The organism is Streptomyces lacrimifluminis, assembly GCF_014646095.1.
GTDB lineage: Bacteria > Actinomycetota > Actinomycetes > Streptomycetales > Streptomycetaceae > Streptomyces > Streptomyces lacrimifluminis.
In genome coordinates this window covers 115,014-131,450 of the sequence record NZ_BMMU01000005.1, presented here as the reverse complement: position 1 = coordinate 131,450, position 16,437 = coordinate 115,014, and the positions used below count along the sequence as shown (strand labels likewise).

General features: G+C 71.3%; 15 protein-coding genes and 1 pseudogene. 9 read left to right on the top strand and 7 right to left on the bottom strand.

Annotated features, from left to right (window positions below; translation table 11 throughout):
• The first annotated feature begins 152 nt into the window (after positions 1-152).
• The 3 genes from IEY89_RS10510 to IEY89_RS10500 all read left to right on the top strand — a co-directional run bounded on the left by IEY89_RS10510 (position 153) and on the right by IEY89_RS10500 (position 2,545).
• Positions 153-794: a DUF6758 family protein gene (locus tag IEY89_RS10510; RefSeq protein ID WP_189147053.1), complete on the top strand. Its 642-nt coding sequence runs from the start codon at positions 153-155 to the stop codon at positions 792-794.
• A 200-nt stretch (positions 795-994) separates the two neighbouring features.
• Positions 995-1,852, top strand: a complete 858-nt coding sequence (locus tag IEY89_RS10505) for a PHP domain-containing protein (protein ID WP_189147052.1) — start codon at positions 995-997, stop codon at positions 1,850-1,852.
• A gap of 87 nt (positions 1,853-1,939) precedes the next feature.
• Positions 1,940-2,545 (top strand): MarC family protein, encoded by a 606-nt coding sequence (locus IEY89_RS10500; protein WP_189147051.1) that lies wholly within the window; start codon positions 1,940-1,942, stop codon positions 2,543-2,545.
• Between the two features lie 155 nt (positions 2,546-2,700).
• Here the strand turns inward: IEY89_RS10500 and IEY89_RS10495 are convergent, their stop codons facing one another.
• Positions 2,701-2,853, bottom strand: a complete 153-nt coding sequence (locus IEY89_RS10495) for a DUF8834 family protein (RefSeq protein WP_006374340.1) — start codon at positions 2,851-2,853, stop codon at positions 2,701-2,703.
• Positions 2,854-3,065: 212 nt separating this feature from the next.
• Here IEY89_RS10495 and IEY89_RS10490 point away from each other — a divergent pair, with 212 nt between their 5' ends.
• The gene (locus IEY89_RS10490; protein ID WP_189147050.1) at positions 3,066-3,965 is read left to right on the top strand and encodes an NYN domain-containing protein; all 900 of its coding nucleotides are present in this window, start codon (positions 3,066-3,068) and stop codon (positions 3,963-3,965) included.
• 9 nt (positions 3,966-3,974) lie between these two features.
• On the opposite strand, the gene IEY89_RS10485 is transcribed toward IEY89_RS10490, so the two are convergent.
• Both IEY89_RS10485 and IEY89_RS10480 read right to left on the bottom strand, forming a co-directional pair.
• Positions 3,975-4,859, bottom strand: coding sequence for an alpha/beta fold hydrolase (locus tag IEY89_RS10485; protein WP_189147049.1), 885 nt, complete (start codon positions 4,857-4,859; stop codon positions 3,975-3,977).
• Positions 4,860-5,442: 583 nt separating this feature from the next.
• Positions 5,443-8,232, bottom strand: coding sequence for a DEAD/DEAH box helicase (locus IEY89_RS10480; protein ID WP_189147048.1), 2,790 nt, complete (start codon positions 8,230-8,232; stop codon positions 5,443-5,445).
• A 471-nt stretch (positions 8,233-8,703) separates the two neighbouring features.
• Here IEY89_RS10480 and IEY89_RS10475 point away from each other — a divergent pair, with 471 nt between their 5' ends.
• Entirely contained in the window at positions 8,704-9,483 is a 780-nt protein-coding gene (locus tag IEY89_RS10475) for a ferritin-like fold-containing protein (protein WP_373287223.1), read from the top strand.
• 79 nt (positions 9,484-9,562) lie between these two features.
• On the opposite strand, the gene IEY89_RS10470 is transcribed toward IEY89_RS10475, so the two are convergent.
• The 4 genes from IEY89_RS10470 to IEY89_RS10455 form a co-directional block, all read right to left on the bottom strand.
• Positions 9,563-9,832 (bottom strand): hypothetical protein, encoded by a 270-nt coding sequence (locus tag IEY89_RS10470; protein ID WP_189147046.1) that lies wholly within the window; start codon positions 9,830-9,832, stop codon positions 9,563-9,565.
• Positions 9,833-10,022: 190 nt separating this feature from the next.
• Positions 10,023-10,250 (bottom strand): DUF3107 domain-containing protein, encoded by a 228-nt coding sequence (locus tag IEY89_RS10465; RefSeq protein ID WP_006379546.1) that lies wholly within the window; start codon positions 10,248-10,250, stop codon positions 10,023-10,025.
• Positions 10,251-10,385: 135 nt separating this feature from the next.
• Positions 10,386-11,027 (bottom strand): TetR/AcrR family transcriptional regulator, encoded by a 642-nt coding sequence (locus IEY89_RS10460; protein WP_189147045.1) that lies wholly within the window; start codon positions 11,025-11,027, stop codon positions 10,386-10,388.
• A gap of 172 nt (positions 11,028-11,199) precedes the next feature.
• Positions 11,200-11,445, bottom strand: coding sequence for an Rv3202a family protein (locus IEY89_RS10455; RefSeq protein WP_189147044.1), 246 nt, complete (start codon positions 11,443-11,445; stop codon positions 11,200-11,202).
• A gap of 165 nt (positions 11,446-11,610) precedes the next feature.
• On the opposite strand from IEY89_RS10455, the gene IEY89_RS10450 reads away from it, so the two are divergent.
• From IEY89_RS10450 to IEY89_RS10435, 4 genes and pseudogenes are all read left to right on the top strand, one after another.
• Entirely contained in the window at positions 11,611-12,639 is a 1,029-nt protein-coding gene (locus IEY89_RS10450; protein ID WP_189147043.1) for an alpha/beta fold hydrolase, read from the top strand.
• Between the two features lie 8 nt (positions 12,640-12,647).
• Positions 12,648-13,958: a DUF3152 domain-containing protein gene (locus IEY89_RS10445; RefSeq protein WP_189147042.1), complete on the top strand. Its 1,311-nt coding sequence runs from the start codon at positions 12,648-12,650 to the stop codon at positions 13,956-13,958.
• 22 nt (positions 13,959-13,980) lie between these two features.
• Positions 13,981-14,673 (top strand): annotated as a pseudogene (locus tag IEY89_RS10440) (ABC transporter permease); the annotation flags it as partial.
• 74 nt (positions 14,674-14,747) lie between these two features.
• Positions 14,748-16,337 carry a dipeptide ABC transporter ATP-binding protein gene (locus tag IEY89_RS10435; RefSeq protein WP_189147222.1) on the top strand — a complete coding sequence of 530 codons (1,590 nt, stop codon included), beginning with the start codon at positions 14,748-14,750 and terminating at the stop codon, positions 16,335-16,337.
• Positions 16,338-16,437 lie beyond the last annotated feature (100 nt).

Below are 16,437 nucleotides of genomic sequence, written 5' to 3'. Positions count from 1 at the left end.
GAGAGGTCGTTGGTGTAGGCACATAGTAAGTTAGCGCAGCTAATTAATGCAATCTACATCTAATCCCACCTGAGGGAAAGGACGGAAACGTGTCACTCCGGACGGGTGATCGTCCTTGACGTGAGGGAGGACGGGGAGGACCGTGGGGCTCTATGAGGGGCGAACCCAGTTGCCCGAAGTGTGGTGGCCGGGTCAGGGCTCCCGGCCTCTTTGCCGACTCCTGGCAGTGCGATGTGCACGGGACGGTGCATCCGCTGCAGCCCGTGATCCCGCCCAGCGTCGAGGCCCTCGGTGTCGTGGTGCACCGCACCCAGGTGCCGGTGTGGATGCCGTGGCCGCTGCCGGTCGGCTGGCTGTTCACGGGCGTGGGCTGTGCGGGTGACGATCGCAGCGGCGGCCGTGCGACGGCGGTGGCCTGCACGGGTCCCGGTCCGCTCGGGGGCATGGGTGAGCTGATCCTGGTCGCCGAGGAGCTCGGTGTCGGCCTCGGTGCGCGGTACGCGGGCATCGACGGGCCCGACCCGGGGCCGTACATGAACGTCGAGAAGCCCGCCGAGGCGAAGGTGCTGGCGGCGGGGCGGCCCACTCCGTTGTGGCATGTCGCGGGCGGACCCGATGACCGTGCGGTGTTCGCGGGTGAGGCGCTCGGGTTGTGGTTGTGGGCGGTGGTGTGGCCCGAGCAGTCCGGGTTGCTGATGTATGACGAGCTGGTGCTCACGGATCTGCGGGACGCGGGGGCGGAGCTGGAGCTGGTGCCCTGTGGGGCGCTCTCGCCCCGGTTGCTTCAGCCGTAGCGCGCTCCACCGGATTTTCTGGGGCGCGCGGGTTCGTTGTCGTGTGCGGGCCGGTGGGGGCTTGTCGTGCAGTTCCCCGCGTCCCTGCAAGGGCGATCCCGTAAGGGGCGATTGCAAGGTTCAGGTGTGACAGGTTGCCCTCCGGGCCCGTTATGCTTGGCGCGTCTCGTCCGTCCCCGTCGTCGCCTGGAGTCCGCACCGTGCGTATAGATCTGCACTGCCACTCCACCGCCTCCGACGGTACGGACACGCCCGCCGAGCTGGTGCGCAACGCCGCTGCGGCCGGGCTCGACGTCGTCGCGCTGACCGATCACGACACGACCCGTGGGTACGCCGAGGCGATCGCCGCGTTGCCCGCCGGGCTCACACTGGTCACCGGGGCCGAGCTGTCCTGCCGGCTCGACGGGGTCAGCATGCACATGTTGGCCTACCTGTTCGATCCCGAGGAACCCGCGCTGTTCGCCGAGCGCGAGCTGGTGCGGGACGACCGGGTGCCGCGCGCCCAGGGGATGGTGGCCAAGCTCCAGGAACTGGGCGTGCCCATCACCTGGGAGCAGGTCGCGCGGATCGCCGGTGACGGATCCGTGGGCCGACCGCATGTCGCCACCGCGCTGGTCGAGCTGGGCGTCGTACCGACCGTGAACGACGCCTTCACCGGTGACTGGCTGGCTGACGGGGCCCGGGCCTACGTGCCGAAGCACGAGACCGACCCCTTCGAGGCGCTGCGGCTGATCAAGGGGGCCGGCGGGGTGGCCGTGTTCGCGCACCCGGCCGCGAGCAAGCGAGGGCGGACGGTTCCGGAGTCCGCGATCGCGGAGCTGGCCGCCGCCGGGCTCGACGGCATCGAGGTCGACCACATGGACCACGAACCGGCGACCCGGGCGCGACTGCGCGGCCTCGCTGCGGAGCTGGGGCTGCTGGGCACCGGATCCTCCGACTACCACGGCAGCCGCAAGACCTGCGTGCTCGGGGAGTACACGACGGACCCCGAGGTGTACGGCGAGATCACGCGGCGGGCCACGGGGGCGTTCCCGGTGCCGGGGACCGGCGGAGCCTGAGCCTCGGCCCGGCCCCCTCGGCCCGGATCCCTCTCCGCTCACCCTCCCTCTTCCCCGTGTCTACATCTACGCAAGGCTCGCTCACCCATGTTCGACGTCGCCGTCTTCGGCTCGCTCTTTCTCACCCTCTTCGTGATCATGGATCCTCCCGGGATCACCCCGATCTTCCTCGCGCTCACCGCAGGCCGGCCCGCCCGCGTACAGAAGCGGATGGCGTTCCAGGCTGTCTGTGTGGCCGGTGCTGTGATCACCGTGTTCGGGCTGCTCGGGCACCAGATCCTGGGCTATCTGCACGTCTCCGTGCCCGCGCTGATGATCGCCGGCGGGCTGCTGCTCCTGCTGATCGCCCTCGACCTGCTCACCGGCAAGACGGACGAGCCCAAGCAGACCAAGGACGTGAACGTCGCCCTCGTGCCGCTCGGCATGCCCCTGCTCGCCGGGCCCGGTGCGATCGTGTCGGTCATCCTGGCCGTGCAGAAGGCTGACGGCGTGGCCATGCAGGTGTCGGTGTGGGCGGCGATCCTGGCCGTCCATGTCGTGCTGTGGGTGGTCATGCGGTACTCGCTGCTGATCATCCGTGTCATCAAGGACGGTGGGGTGGTCCTGGTGACCCGGCTCGCGGGGATGATGCTGTCCGCTATCGCCGTGCAGCAGATCATCAACGGCATCACCCAGGTGATCCAGCAGAGCTGACGGCTGTGGAGCCCCCCCCAGGGCGCACACCCAGGGCTCGCACCGGAGCTCCTGCCAGAGCTAATGCCGGGGCCCATGAGCAGAACCCCCGTACGGCATCCATGCCGTACGGGGGTTCCGAAGTCTGCTCGTCGTGGGCGAGCGTCGTCCGCGCGTTATGAGGCCGAGGTGTCGGCCGGGCGGATCCAGAGACGCTGCCCTATCGAGGCTGCTTGCTGCACGATCCGGTTGACGGAGGCGGCGTCCACGACCGTACTGTCCACGGGGGTTCCGTCGACGTCGTCAAGACGCATGATTTCGAAGCGCATGGGCTTCTCCCTTCGTCTGGTCATCCTCCTGAGGAGAACTACTTGGTTACGTATCTAGTCAACTACCCGCATGTTACAAACATTCCCTACGCTAAGGAAATTTTTCGCACGTCTAACTACCACCCCGTTAACGCGGGCGAGCGGAAGACGCCGCAGGAGACTGACCGGGACCAGTTGTGTTCGAAGCGTGACCGCCGAGACAATGGAGGTATATGAACAACGACGACCACGCGGAGCTGAGCGCCCGCATCGACCGCACGAACGAACTGCTCCACCGCATGCTCGCCGAGGTGGCGAAGACACCCTCGACGCACGCGATCTTCGTCGACGCGGGATATCTGTACGCGGCGGCGGGACGGCTCGTCGCCGGAACCGAGGACCGCCGCTCCGTCGAGCTGGACGCGGAAGGTCTCATCGAAGCGCTCATCGACAAGGCTCGCACCATCTTCGCGGACAGCAGGCTGCTGCGGGTCTACTGGTACGACGGTGCCCGGCGCCGCATCCACACGATCGAGCAGCAGTCCATCGCGGAACTCCCCGATGTGAAGGTCCGCCTGGGCAACCTCAACGCCAACAACCAGCAGAAGGGCGTCGACTCCCTGATCCGCACCGACCTGGAGTCGTTGGCCCGGCATCGCGCGATCAGTGACGCCGCGCTCATCGGCGGCGACGAGGACCTGGTGTCGGCGGTCGAGGCCGCGCAGGGGTACGGGGCCCGCGTCCACCTGTGGGGCATCGAGGCGCCCGAGGGCCGCAACCAGGCCGAGCCGCTCCTGTGGGAGGTCGACAGCCAGCGCACGTTCGACCTCGACTTCTTCAAGCCGTACGTGGTCCGGCGCACGGTCGCGTCCTACGAGTCGTCGACGGGGACGCGGCCCACGCGAGAGGACGTGCGGTTCGTGGGCGCCCAGGTCGCGGCGAAGTGGCTGGCCGCGCGGGGGCGCGAGGCGCTGGTCGAGCTGCTGCCCGGGCATCCGTATCTGCCGGGGTCCGTCGATCAGGACCTGCTGGTGGAGGCGGAGGGGCTGCTCCAGTACTCGCTGCGCGGGCAGGCCGAGCTGCGGCGGGCGCTGCGGGACGGCTTCTGGGAGCACCTGCAGACGCAGTACTGAACAACATCACTACGCGAGGGTGTCCCAGAAGTCGGCAAGGGCGCGGGCCGTCTCCAGGGGGCGGTCCGTGTTGGGGGAGTGTTCGGCGCCCGCGATGACGGTCCGGTGCGCGCGCAGTCGTACGGCCATGTCGTCGAGGAGCGGGACGGCCCAGGTGCCGTCCTCGGTGCCGGACAGGACGTGGAAGGGCAGCGGCACCGCGGCGAGTTCTGCCACCCGGTCCGGCTCGGAGCACAACTGGCGTCCGGTGGCGACGAGTTGGGCCGGGCTGTTGCCCATCCAGCGGCGGCGCAGGTCCTCGCGGTCGTCAAGTCCGGCGTCCACGGCGTCCACCGAGTCGAGGTCGCCGCCGGCCTGTGGATCGTCCATGGCCTGGATGGCCTTCCAGAGGGCGGCCATGCTCATCACGGCGAGCGCGTCCCGCAGCAGTTTCGCGCGCTGCTGCTGCGCCTCGGAGATCTCGGCGGGGCCCGAGGAGATGAGGGTCAGGGAGAGGAACGGGGAGGGGTCCAGGAGGACCGCGGCCCGGGCGATCTGCCCGCCGAGCGAGTGCCCGACCAGGTGTACGGGGGCGCCGACGGCAGCCGCCTGCGCGAGCACGTCCTGTGCCAACTCGGCCTGTGAGTAAGCCGATTCGTCGTCCCGGGGGCCGGGTGACTCGAACTGCCCGCGCCCGTCCACTGCGACGGTACGGTACCCGCGCGCGGCCAGCGGCTCGTGCGTCGAGATGAAGTCCTCCTTGCTGCCGGTGAACCCGGGCAGCAGCAGAACGGTCCCCTTCGGCTCGACGCCGGCCGCCACGGAGGAATCGACGACGGCGAACTCACCACGCGCGGTACGCAGGGCGTACGCACGGGCACCGGGGGGCGGGGCGAAGGTCGCAGGCCTGCTCATATGCCGAGGTTATCCGGCGCACCTGAAGGACCGGGCGGCGGCTCGGGTGAACGAGGGTACGGGGTGCGGGGGTGCGGGGGCGCGGCTGGGCTTGTCCGGCGGATTCGGCCGGAGGAAGCGGCAACGTCTCATCGCGTACGGACGAGGGGTGTGAGGTGCGGTGGGGTGCGGTGGGGTGCGGTCGCGGGCCGGGGGAGATGCCGGCGCCCGGCGCTGGCGCAGGAACGGCGTGCGGGGGTGTCGCCGGTCGGCGAGGGCCGGGGACGATTCGCCTGCGTGTGCAGGGGCTGGCCGAGCAATCGGTCGGGCAGGTTGAGCGCGGCGGCGATGGTGGCGGAGGCCTCGGGAGAACGTCGGCGGTCGGCTGCCTGGAGCTGGGTGTGCGGTGCGGTGCGTACCGCCGCACGCCGGAGAGAGACGGCGACAGCAGTTGTTGCCGCAGCGGGCGACAGGCGTGCGCATGGGCCCTGGTCTCCGACGGAGCAGGCTGTCAGCAGAACGCCGACGGCCCGGGCCACCTTGATGAGGTGGCCGGGCCGTCGGGGTGTGGCCGGTGGTGCTGAGGGCCGGGGCCCCGGGGTGGTCAGGCCTCCACGGAGTCCGTGGTCGGCGCGCTGACCGTGGCCTTACGGGTGGCCCGGCGCCTGGGCTTCGCCTCGGCGGCCTCCGGTGCCGCCTCCACGACGACCGCCGGTGCGGCGGCCTTGCGGGTCGCACGGCGACGCGTCGGCTTGGCCTCCGCCTCGTCCGCCGCCTGGGCGGGGATGTCCGCGACGACCTCGACCGCCTTGCGTGCTGTGCGGCGGCGGGGCTTGGCCTCGGTCGCCTCGGCGGTGTCGACGGCGGCTTCCGCGGCCGGAGCGGCGGCGGTCGCCTTGCGGGCGGTGGTCCGGCGCGGCTTGGCCTCGACGGTGTCGACAGCCGCCTCCGCGGCCGTCGTCGTCGCCTTACGGGCCGTACGACGCGGCTTCGGCTCCGTGGCCTCCGGCTCCGTGACGACCGGGGCCTCGACGGCCTTGCGGGTCGCACGGCGACGCGTCGGCTTGGCCTCGACGCCCTCCGCGGTGTCCGCGGCGGCCTCCGCGGCAGGTGCCGTCGCCTTGCGCGTCGTACGGCGCTTCGGCTCCGGGGTCTCGGCCGAGGTCGGCTGGGCCGGGATGCTCGCCGTCTCCGCCACGACCGCCGGTTCGGCGGCCTTACGGGTCGCACGGCGACGCGGCTTCGCCTCGACCGCCTCGGCGGTGTCGAGGACTGCCTCGGCGGCCGGTGCGGTCGCTGCCGTGGCCTTGCGGGTAGCGCGCCGCGGCTTGATCTCGGTCGCCTCGGCCGTGTCCACGGCGGCCACCGCTGCCTTGCGCGTCCGGCGGGGCTTCGTGACCTCGGGCTCCGGAGTCTCCGGAGCGGCCTCGACCACGGCCGCTACGGGCTCGGCGGCCTTGCGGGTGCGGCGGCGGGGCTTGGCCTCGGTCGCCTCGGCGGTGTCGACGGCGGCTTCCGCGGCCGGAGCGTCGGCGGTCACCCTGCGGGCGGCCGTCCGGCGAGTCGGCTTGGCCTCGACGCCTTCCGCCGTGTCCACGGCGGCTTCGGCGGTCACCGTCGCCGTCGCCGTGGTCGTGCGGGGGGCGCGGCGCGGCTTGGTCTCCGCCACGACCGGCGTCTCGACGGTGTCGATGACCGGTTCCGCCGTCCTGCGCGTACGGCGACGGCGCGGCTGCTCCTCCGGCGTCTCGGCCTCGGGGGCCGCCGGCGTCTCGACCGGGACCACCTCGACCGGGGTGGCCTGCGTGGGCTCCCCCGTCCTGCGGGTACGGCGGCGGCGCGACCTCTCCGTGGACTCGGGGGCCGGGTCCTGCGCCGGCGCGACGGCGGCCTCGGCCGACGGCTCGACGAACGTCGTCGTGGGGGCCGCCGCCGGCTCCGCGGCAGCGCCGCGCGTACGGCGACGGCGGCGCGGTGTACGGCGCTCGGTGGGCTGCTCGGACGAGGCGGGTGCCTCGGTGACCGGGGTGGTCGACGCGACCGGAGTCGTCGGCGCGTCCGCGCCGGCACCGCCACGGGTACGGCGGCGACTGCGCGGCGTACGTGCCGGGCGCTCGCGCTCCGCCGCCGGCGCGGCAGCAGCCGACGGGCCGGAGGAGGGACCGGAACGGCCGCCGCGACCGCGCGGGCCACCGCGTCCGCCCGTCTCGCCGAGATCCTCGACCTCCTCGGCGCCCAGGCCGGCGCGCGTGCGCTCCGCGCGCGGCAGGACACCCTTGGTGCCGACCGGGATGCTCAACTCCTCGAACAGGTGCGGGGACGTGGAGTACGTCTCCGGCGGGTCGTTGAAGTTGAGCTCCAGCGCCTTGTTGATCAGCTGCCAGCGCGGGATGTCGTCCCAGTCGACCAGCGTGATCGCGATGCCCTTGGCGCCCGCGCGGCCCGTACGGCCGATGCGGTGCAGGTACGTCTTCTCCTCTTCGGGAGACTGGTAGTTGATGACGTGCGTGACGCCCTCGACGTCGATACCGCGCGCGGCCACGTCCGTGCACACGAGTACGTCGACCTTGCCGTTGCGGAAGGCGCGCAGCGCCTGCTCGCGGGCGCCCTGGCCGAGGTCGCCGTGGACGGCGCCGGAGGCGAAACCGCGCTGCGCGAGCTGGTCGGCGAGATCCGCCGCCGTGCGCTTCGTACGGCAGAAGACCATGGCCAGTCCCCGGCCGTCGGCCTGCAGTATCCGCGCCACCAGTTCGGGCTTGTCCATGTTGTGCGCGCGGTAGACGTACTGCGCGGTGTTCGCGACCGTCTTGCCCGCGTCGTCCGGCTCGGCGGCGCTGATGTGCGTGGGCTGCGACATGTAGCGGCGCGCCAGGCCGATGACCGCGCCCGGCATGGTCGCCGAGAACAGCATCGTCTGACGGCGGGGCGGCAGCATGTTCATGATCTTCTCGACGTCGGGCAGGAAGCCCAGGTCGAGCATCTCGTCGGCCTCGTCGAGGACGAGCGCGCGGACGTGCTTCAGGTTCAGCTTCTTCTGGCCGGCGAGGTCGAGAAGGCGCCCCGGGGTGCCGACGACGACGTCGACGCCCTTCTTGAGGGCCTCGACCTGCGGCTCGTACGCCCGGCCGCCGTAGATGGCGAGAACGCGCACGTTACGGACCTTGCCGGCCGTCAGCAGGTCGTTCGTCACCTGCTGGCACAGCTCGCGCGTCGGGACGACGACGAGGGCCTGCGGGGCCTCGGTGAGCTGCTCGGGCTTGGCGCGGCCGGCCTCGACGTCGGCGGGGACGGTCACGCGCTCAAGGAGCGGGAGACCGAAGCCGAGCGTCTTGCCGGTGCCGGTCTTGGCCTGGCCGATGACGTCCGAGCCGCTGAGGGCGACCGGAAGGGTCATCTCCTGGATGGGAAAGGGGGTGATGATGCCGACGGCTTCGAGCGCCTCGGCGGTCTCGGGCAGAATTCCGAGATCCCGGAAAGTCGTAGTCAGGGCAGTGCCTCTTCTGTGTACGCGGTGCGAGGCGAGCGCGGGGGGTCGTGTCGGGACCGGGCCGGAAACATCGGCCGCCTCATGGGCGGGCCGAGTGGCACGGGACCACTGCCGACGCTCGAGCGCTCGTACCGCTGAGGGTCCCTCCGAACTCCGTACGCATCGTGCCGTACGGATGAGGAGAGCTGTCGGGTCGGAGCCGATCGGGCCACCGACCGGGCATCCTCATTCGTGTGGCCCGTCGAGATACGTCTTTCAACTCAGCGGGCGCATTACCACCATACCCTGGAATCGCGCGCATGCGATGGCCGATTCGGTCACGTAGTGGTCGTCACACTGATTGAGCAGGGACTCCCGCCTTGCGGCCAGCGGGCTATTGTGCGCTTCATGACGACGCCTGACAACGCCTCCGGTACCCCCGAAACCCCCGCTGAGACCGCGGCCGACGCCGCTCCCGCACCCACCGGAATCGCCGCCCAGGACTGGGCGCAGGCTGCCACCGACCCGCAGTACCGTGCCGCGGTCGTGGACCTCCTCGGCGCGCTCGCGTACGGCGAACTGGCCGCGTTCGAGCGGCTCGCCGAGGACGCCAAGCTGGCGCCGACGCTCCTCGACAAGTCGGAACTGGCGAAGATGGCGTCTGCGGAGTTCCACCACTTCGAGCAGATCAGGGACCGGCTCACGGAGATCGGCGCCGACGCGGCCCAGGCGATGGAGCCGTTCGTCGCCGCGCTCGACGGTTTCCACAAGCAGACGGCACCCTCCGACTGGCTGGAGGGACTCGTCAAGGCGTACGTCGGTGACTCGATCGCCAGCGACTTCTACCGCGAGGTCGCCGCCCGCCTCGACGCGGACACCCGCCAGCTGGTGCTGGCGGTCCTCGACGACACCGGGCACGCGAGCTTCGCCATCGAGAAGGTGCGCGCGGCGATCGACGCGGAGCCGCGCGTGGGCGGGCGGCTCGCGCTGTGGGCGCGGCGGCTGATGGGCGAGGCGCTGTCACAGTCGCAGCGGGTCGTGGCGGACCGGGACGCGCTGTCGATGATGCTCGTCGGTGGCGTCGCGGACGGGTTCGACCTCGCCGAGGTCGGGCGGATGTTTTCCCGGATCACTGAGGCGCACACCAAGCGGATGGCTGCGCTGGGGCTCGCCGCATAGGCACACTGCTGGGGTTCGCCGTCATCTGCGCGCCGGTGGGGGGCTTGTCGCGCAGTTCCCCGCGCCCCTATCGGCTCGGCTACGCCGTTGCCGATGTGCGGCGCAGGCTTCCCTTAGGGCGCAGCAGCAGGGAGACGGAGGCGGCGGAGACCGCCGCCGCGCCCAGCAGGATCAGCACGAAGTGGCCGGAACTGAGCGCGCTGTGCGTGATCAGGGCGCCGAAAAGCGCTCCGGCCGCACCGGTCGACAGGACCAGCGGGCGTGCGGGGAGGCGGTCGGGCAGCCGGCGGGCCGCCGCCCATGCCAGGGCGAGGCCGAGGATCGCGGAGCCGAGTGCTTCCAAGAACATGTCGAGGTCCCTCCCACAGCCTGTCTGCGCGTGACGTTCTCAGCCCGTCATACCCGTGACCTGCGCAGGGCAACCCACTTGTAAGGGTGACGTGTGGTCAACCTGTGAATGGGCCTGTGTCCTTGGACATGACTGGGGCCCGGCGGTTCGAAACCGCCGGGCCCCACCCACCTACGTGTCCCTACGTGCCCTACAGCGCGCTGAAGCCCACCTTGCGGGCCGTCGGCTCGCCGAGCTCGACGTACGCGAGACGGTCGGCCGGTACCAGGACCTTGCGGCCGTGGTCGTCCACGAGGCTCAGCAGCGCCGACTTGCCGGCCAGCGCCTCGGACACGGCCCGCTCGACCTCCTCGGCGCTCTGACCGCTCTCCAGAACGATCTCGCGGGGCGCGTGCTGCACGCCGATCTTGACCTCCACGGCTATGTCCCTCCGACGGTCAGTGAAGTGCGCGGGCGTCCGCGCCGTACCCAGCACACATTAGCCCGGTGAGGGGACGTACATGTTCCGCCCGGGAACGCCAGGAGCGAACAGCCGGCGGGAACAAACGGGCGGTCAGTGGTGCTCGGTGCCGTGCAGCGGGAAACCGGCGATGCCGCGCCAGGCCAGCGACGCCAGCAACTGGACCGCCTGATCGCGCGGGACACTGCGGTCGCTGTGCAGCCAGGACCGCGCCACCACCTGGGAGAGGCCACCCAGCCCGGAGGCCAGCAGCATCGACTCCGGGCGCGAGAGGCCGGTGTCCTCGGCGATGACCTCGCAGATCGCCTCCGCGCACTCGTTGGTCACCTTGTCGACGCGCTCGCGCACTGCGGGCTCGTTCGTCAGGTCCGACTCGAAGACCAGGCGGAAGGCGCCGCCGTCGTCCTCCACGTACGCGAAGTACGCGTCCATCGTCGCCCGGACGCGCTGCTTGTTGTCCGAGGTCGAGGCCAGGGCCGCGCGGACCGACTCGATCAGTGCCTCGCAGTGCTGGTCCAGCAGGGCGAGGTAGAGGTCGAGCTTGCCGGGAAAGTGCTGGTAGAGCACCGGCTTGCTGACGCCGGCCCGTTCGGCGATGTCGTCCATCGCGGCGGAGTGGTAGCCCTGCGCCACGAACACTTCCTGGGCGGCGCCCAGCAGCTGGTTCCGTCGGGCGCGACGCGGCAACCGCGTGCCCCGTGGGCGTGCCGCCTCAGTTTGCTCGATGGCTGTCACGCCGCCTCCCAATTTCGTCACATGCGGTGTGCGCCGCGCCGCCATCGTACTTTTCGGTAACCGTGGTGTGCGCGGTGCGAGCGCAGAAATTCCTCGACCGAGCGACTGTATGTTCCGGGCTATCTGTCCAAATGGCAACAAATCCCGTGCTTGGTGCGCGGCACGGTGGCGGCTATCGGTAGTCGTCCTCGTCCAGTGTCACGACGCGGGCCTGTTCCGCGAGGTCGGCCTCGTTCGCGCGGTCGGTGTTCTCGCCGGTCACCGGGGCGTCGTGCCGCGGGGTGACGTCCCTGCGCTGATCGGCGGCGTCGGCCTCGGGGGTTTCGACGTCGAACTCGGTGGCGCTGTCCTCGCCCTCGTAGTCCTCGGGGTTCTTGATGTCCTCGAAGATCTCGGGGTCGGTGGGTTCGACGGCCATGCTGGGCTCCCTTCCCGGGGGTGTGGTTCTCCTGCGGGTGCCCTGTTACGAGCGTAGGAGACACGGGATCGGGATGCCAGGTGATCGGAGCGCCGGGCAGCAGGACACCGGCCCTGTGATGCCGAACACACGGACCCTTGCGTGATCGTCTCGTAACATTGCCGCATGTCTTCGACCGAGCCGCCCTACGTGCCGGCCACCAATGTGCTTCCGAAGGTGGCGCCCGTCAGGGTCGCTGAGGGCGAGCGGCTGCGCTCGGTCGGTCTGCCGGGGATCACCCTGACCGTGCGGTCGCGGCCCCCCGCGCGCGAGGGACTGCCGCCCGCGCTGTACGTCCATGGCCTGGGCGGTTCCTCGCAGAACTGGTCCGCGCTCATGCCGCTGAACGACGAGCTCGTCGACAGTGAGGCGCTCGACCTGCCGGGCTTCGGCGACTCCCCGCCGCCGGACGACGGCGACTACTCGGTCACCGGGCACGCGCGTGCCGTCATCCGGTACCTCGACGCCTCCGGGCGCGGTCCCGTGCACCTGTTCGGCAACTCGCTGGGCGGCGCGGTCTCGACCCGGGTCGCGGCGGTGCGGCCCGACCTCGTCAGGACGCTCACGCTCGTCTCGCCCGCGCTGCCGGAGATCCGCGTGCAGCGCAACGCGGTGCCGACCGGGCTGCTCGCCCTGCCCGGCGTGGCCCGCCTGTTCACCCGGTTGACCGCGGAGTGGAGTGCCGAACAGCGCGTCCGCGGGGTCACGGCACTCTGTTACGGGGATCCTGGGCAGGTGACGCCCGAGGGATTCCGCAACGCGGTCGAAGAGATGGAGAGGCGGCTGCAACTGCCGTACTTCTGGGATGCGATGGCGCGTTCCGCGCGCGGGATCGTGAACGCGTACACGCTCGGCGGTCAGCACGGGCTGTGGCGCCAGGCCGAGCGCGTGCTCGCGCCGACGCTCCTCGTCTACGGCGGCCGGGACCAGCTCGTCTCCTACCGCATGGCCCAGCGCGCGGCACGCACCTTCCGCGACTCGCGGCTGCTCTCGCTGCCCGATGCCGGGCACGTGGCGATGATGGAGTACCCGGAGACGGTCGCGGCGGCGTTCCGTGAACTGCTCGAGGACGCAGGTGAGTTGCAGACGGATGCCGGTACTGTGGCAGCGAGGACGGTCGGCAGCCGGGCCGACGCCGCGAACGCGGGGAGCTGAGACGCGAGGTGGGACGTCACAGCCGCCGCGGGCGATCCGGCGGCAGCGCCAGTACGGGCGACAAGGCGAACATCCCTGTGGTTCCACAGGGGAAGCAACCTCAACAGGGCTGGAGCCAGGGGCAACAGGGGCAAGGCGGGCCCCGTTTCACCGTTCCCGACGGCACGCCCGCTCATGGGTTCCCACGTCTCCCTGAGGGCACGCCCGCGCACGGCTTTCCGCGTGTCCGGGGAGCGGGGCATCCCGAGCAGCGTGAATCCGGCGGCGGCTGGGGCGACTTCGGCGGGCGGGCCGGAGTCGGTCCCGCCATACCGCGTCAGCGTCCCGCGCCTCCGGCGAACGCTGCCGGCCCCCGGCAGTCGTACGTCGACGCCTTCGACGGAGTCGGCCTGCCCGGCACCGCCGTCGAGGACGTCGACCGCTTCCCGCACCGCGTCCGGACACCGCGCCCCGCCGACCCGTACGCCCCGCCCGCCGAGGTGGCGGTCACGGGCAAGGGCGGCAAGGGGCGTGCGTTCACCGGGATCGCGGCGGCCGCCGTCACCACCGTGCTGGCGGTCGTCGTGGCCGGGCAGGTCACCAGCGGCGAGGACGGCGGCGGCGGTGTGCGGACGCAGACCGCGATCGGCTCGGGTCAGGACGTCCAGGGCTCGGGGGACTCCGCGGCGCGCAGTGACAGCCTCCCCTCCGCGTCCGACGCGCCGGCCGCGGTGACGACACCGACGTACGACCAGAAGATGGCCAGGACGTACGCGCTAGGGGCGGCCCTCAAGGGCTCGGGGAAGTTCGACGCGATCCGCGGGTTCGCCAAGGCGCCGGGGCCGGGGCAGAAGTACACGTACCGGGTGGACGTCGAGCAGGGCCTCGGACTCGACGGGGGGTTGTTCGCGCAGGCCGTGCAGAAGACGCTCAACGACAAGCGGAGCTGGGCCCACAACGGCGGCCGTACGTTCGAGCGGATCTCCTCCGGCAAGCCCGACTTCGTGATCACGCTGGCCAGCCCCGGCACCACCGCCTTCTGGTGCGCCAAGTCCGGTCTCGACACCACCGAGGACAACGTGTCCTGCGACTCGGCGGCCACCGACCGCGTGATGATCAACGCCTATCGATGGGCGCAGGGGTCCGTGACCTACGGCGACAAGATCTACGCGTACCGGCAGATGCTCATCAACCACGAGGTCGGCCATCGCCTCGGCTACGGGCACGTGACCTGCGACAAGGACGACGACCTCGCCCCCGTCATGCAGCAGCAGACCAAGTTCCTCGACCACGAAGGAATCCACTGCCGGGCCAACCCCTGGCCGTACCCGGGAAGTTGACGGGCGGGGCGGCCGGGGCGCCTGGCAGGTCACCGAGCTGATCCTGGCCAAACTGCCGGTCACCGGCTCGCTCGCGCTCGGCGCGATGGCGCTGTGGCTGCTCATCGGCGTCGGCACCGGAGTGCTCTCCGCCTGGCGGCGCGGCCGGCCCACCGAACGCCTCCTGACCGGCCTCACACTGGCCAGCACGGCCACGCCCGTCTTCGTCATCGGCCTGATCCTGATGATCGTCGTCTGCGGCCAGCTGGAGCTGCTGCCGTTCCCGCACTACGTGCCCTTCGCCGACGATCCCGAGCAGTGGGCCTGGAACCTGCTGCTGCCCTGGCTGTCGCTGGCCCTCGTCGAATCCGCCAAGTACGCCCGCCTGACCAGGGCGTCGATGCTGGAGACGCTCGCCGAGGAGCACGTACGCACCTTCCGCGCGTACGGCGTCGGGGAGCGGTCCATCATCGGGCGACACGCGCTGCGGGGTGCGGTGGCGCCCCTGATCGCCCTGACCGCCACGGACTTCGGGTCGATGTTCGGCGGCGCGGTGCTCACCGAGACGCTCTTCGGACTGCCAGGTCTCGGACAGGAACTCGTCGAGGCGGTCAAGGCGGTCGACCTGGCGGTGGTCGTCGGCATGGTCCTGGTCACCGGTTTCTTCGTGGTCATCGCCAACGCCGTCGCGGACGTGCTGTACGCGGTGGCCGATCGACGGGTGGTGCTCATATGAGCTTGGACAAGGCCTCAAACGAGGTTCCTGTGGAGAGCGTGGAGAGCGTGGAGAGCGTGGAGAGCAGGGCGCTGGTGGAGGTCGACGGCCTGACGGTCGCCTTCGGCTCGCTGCGGGCCGTGGACGGGCTGTCGTTCCGGCTCGCGAAGGGCGCCGCGCTGGGCCTGGTCGGCGAGTCCGGCTCGGGCAAGTCCACGGTCGCGTCCGCCCTGCTGGGGCTGCACCGCGGTACGGGAGCGGAGGTCGGCGACACGATCAGGGTCGCCGGAACCGACGTACAGCAGGCGTCCGAGTCAGGGCTGCGGCGGCTGCGCGGGGCGAAGGCGGCGATGGTCTTCCAGGACCCGCTGTCCTCCCTGGACCCGTACTACGCGGTCGGCGACCAGATCGCCGAGGTGTACCGGGTGCACACCAGGGCGTCCCGGCGAGCCGCACGCGCGCGTGCCGTCGACGTACTGGACCGCGTCGGAATTCCGGACGCGGTACGGCGGTCCCGGTTCCGGCCGCACGAGTTCAGCGGAGGGATGCGCCAGCGCGCTCTGATCGCCATGGCGCTCGCCTGTGAGCCCGACCTGCTGATCGCCGACGAGCCGACGACCGCGCTCGACGTGACCGTCCAGGCCCAGATCCTCGACCTGCTGCACACCCTGCGCGGGGATACCGGCATGGGCCTGCTGCTCGTCACGCACGACGTGGGTGTCGCGGCGGAGAGCGTCGACGACGTGCTGGTGATGCGGCACGGGCGGGCCGTCGAGCGCGGCCCGGTCGTCGCCGTCCTGGGGGCACCCGCCCGGGCGTACACCCGCGCCCTGCTCGCCGCGGTAGCGCGCGTGGACGCCAGGCGGGTCCCCGGGGACGCCGCCGGCTCCGCGAAGGTCGTGCTGGAGGCCGTCGGCCTGCGGCGCGAGTTCGGGCGCGGGAAGCGGGCGTTCGCGGCCGTGGACGACGTGTCGCTGACCGTGCGCAGGGGCGAAACCCTCGGGATCGTCGGCGAGAGCGGCAGCGGCAAGACGACGCTCGGGCGGATGCTGGTCGGGCTGCTGGAGCCGACGGCCGGCGAGGTGCGCTACGAGGGGCGTGCGCGGTCCGGGGCCGGCCCGGCCGTGCAGATGGTCTTCCAGGACCCGGTTTCCTCCCTCAATCCCCGCCGCAGTGTGGGCGAGTCGATCGCCGACCCGCTGCGGGCGCGCGGCGAGAGTGACGAGGGGCGCGTCCGCGGGCGCGTGGGGGAGCTGCTGGAGCGCGTGGGGCTCGACCCGGCACACTTCGACCGCTATCCGCACGAGTTCAGCGGCGGCCAACGCCAACGTGTGGGCATCGCACGGGCGCTGGCCGCCGAGCCGCGCGTCATCGTCTGCGACGAGCCCGGCTCGGCGCTCGACGTCACGACCCAGGCACAGGTGGTCGCCCTGCTCGGCGAGTTGCAGCGCGAACTCGGCCTCGCGCTGGTGTTCGTCGCTCACGATCTCGCCGTCGTACGCCAGGTCAGCGACCGCGTCGCGGTGATGCGGCGGGGGCGCATCGTCGAGTCGGGCCCCGCCGACGAGGTGTACGACAATCCGCGCGACCCGTACACCCGGCAGTTGCTGGCCGCCGCACCCGCTCTCGACCCGGCGGTCGCGGCCCGGCGCCGCGTCGCCCGACAGGAGTTGACCCCGGCGTGACCAAACTGGTGTTCGCAACTATGCGTGCGCGAATGATCTCCTAGCGCGACGGAACGCCAACCGCACGGGAAAGTTACGACCGTTCACCCCTTTTGGTGGT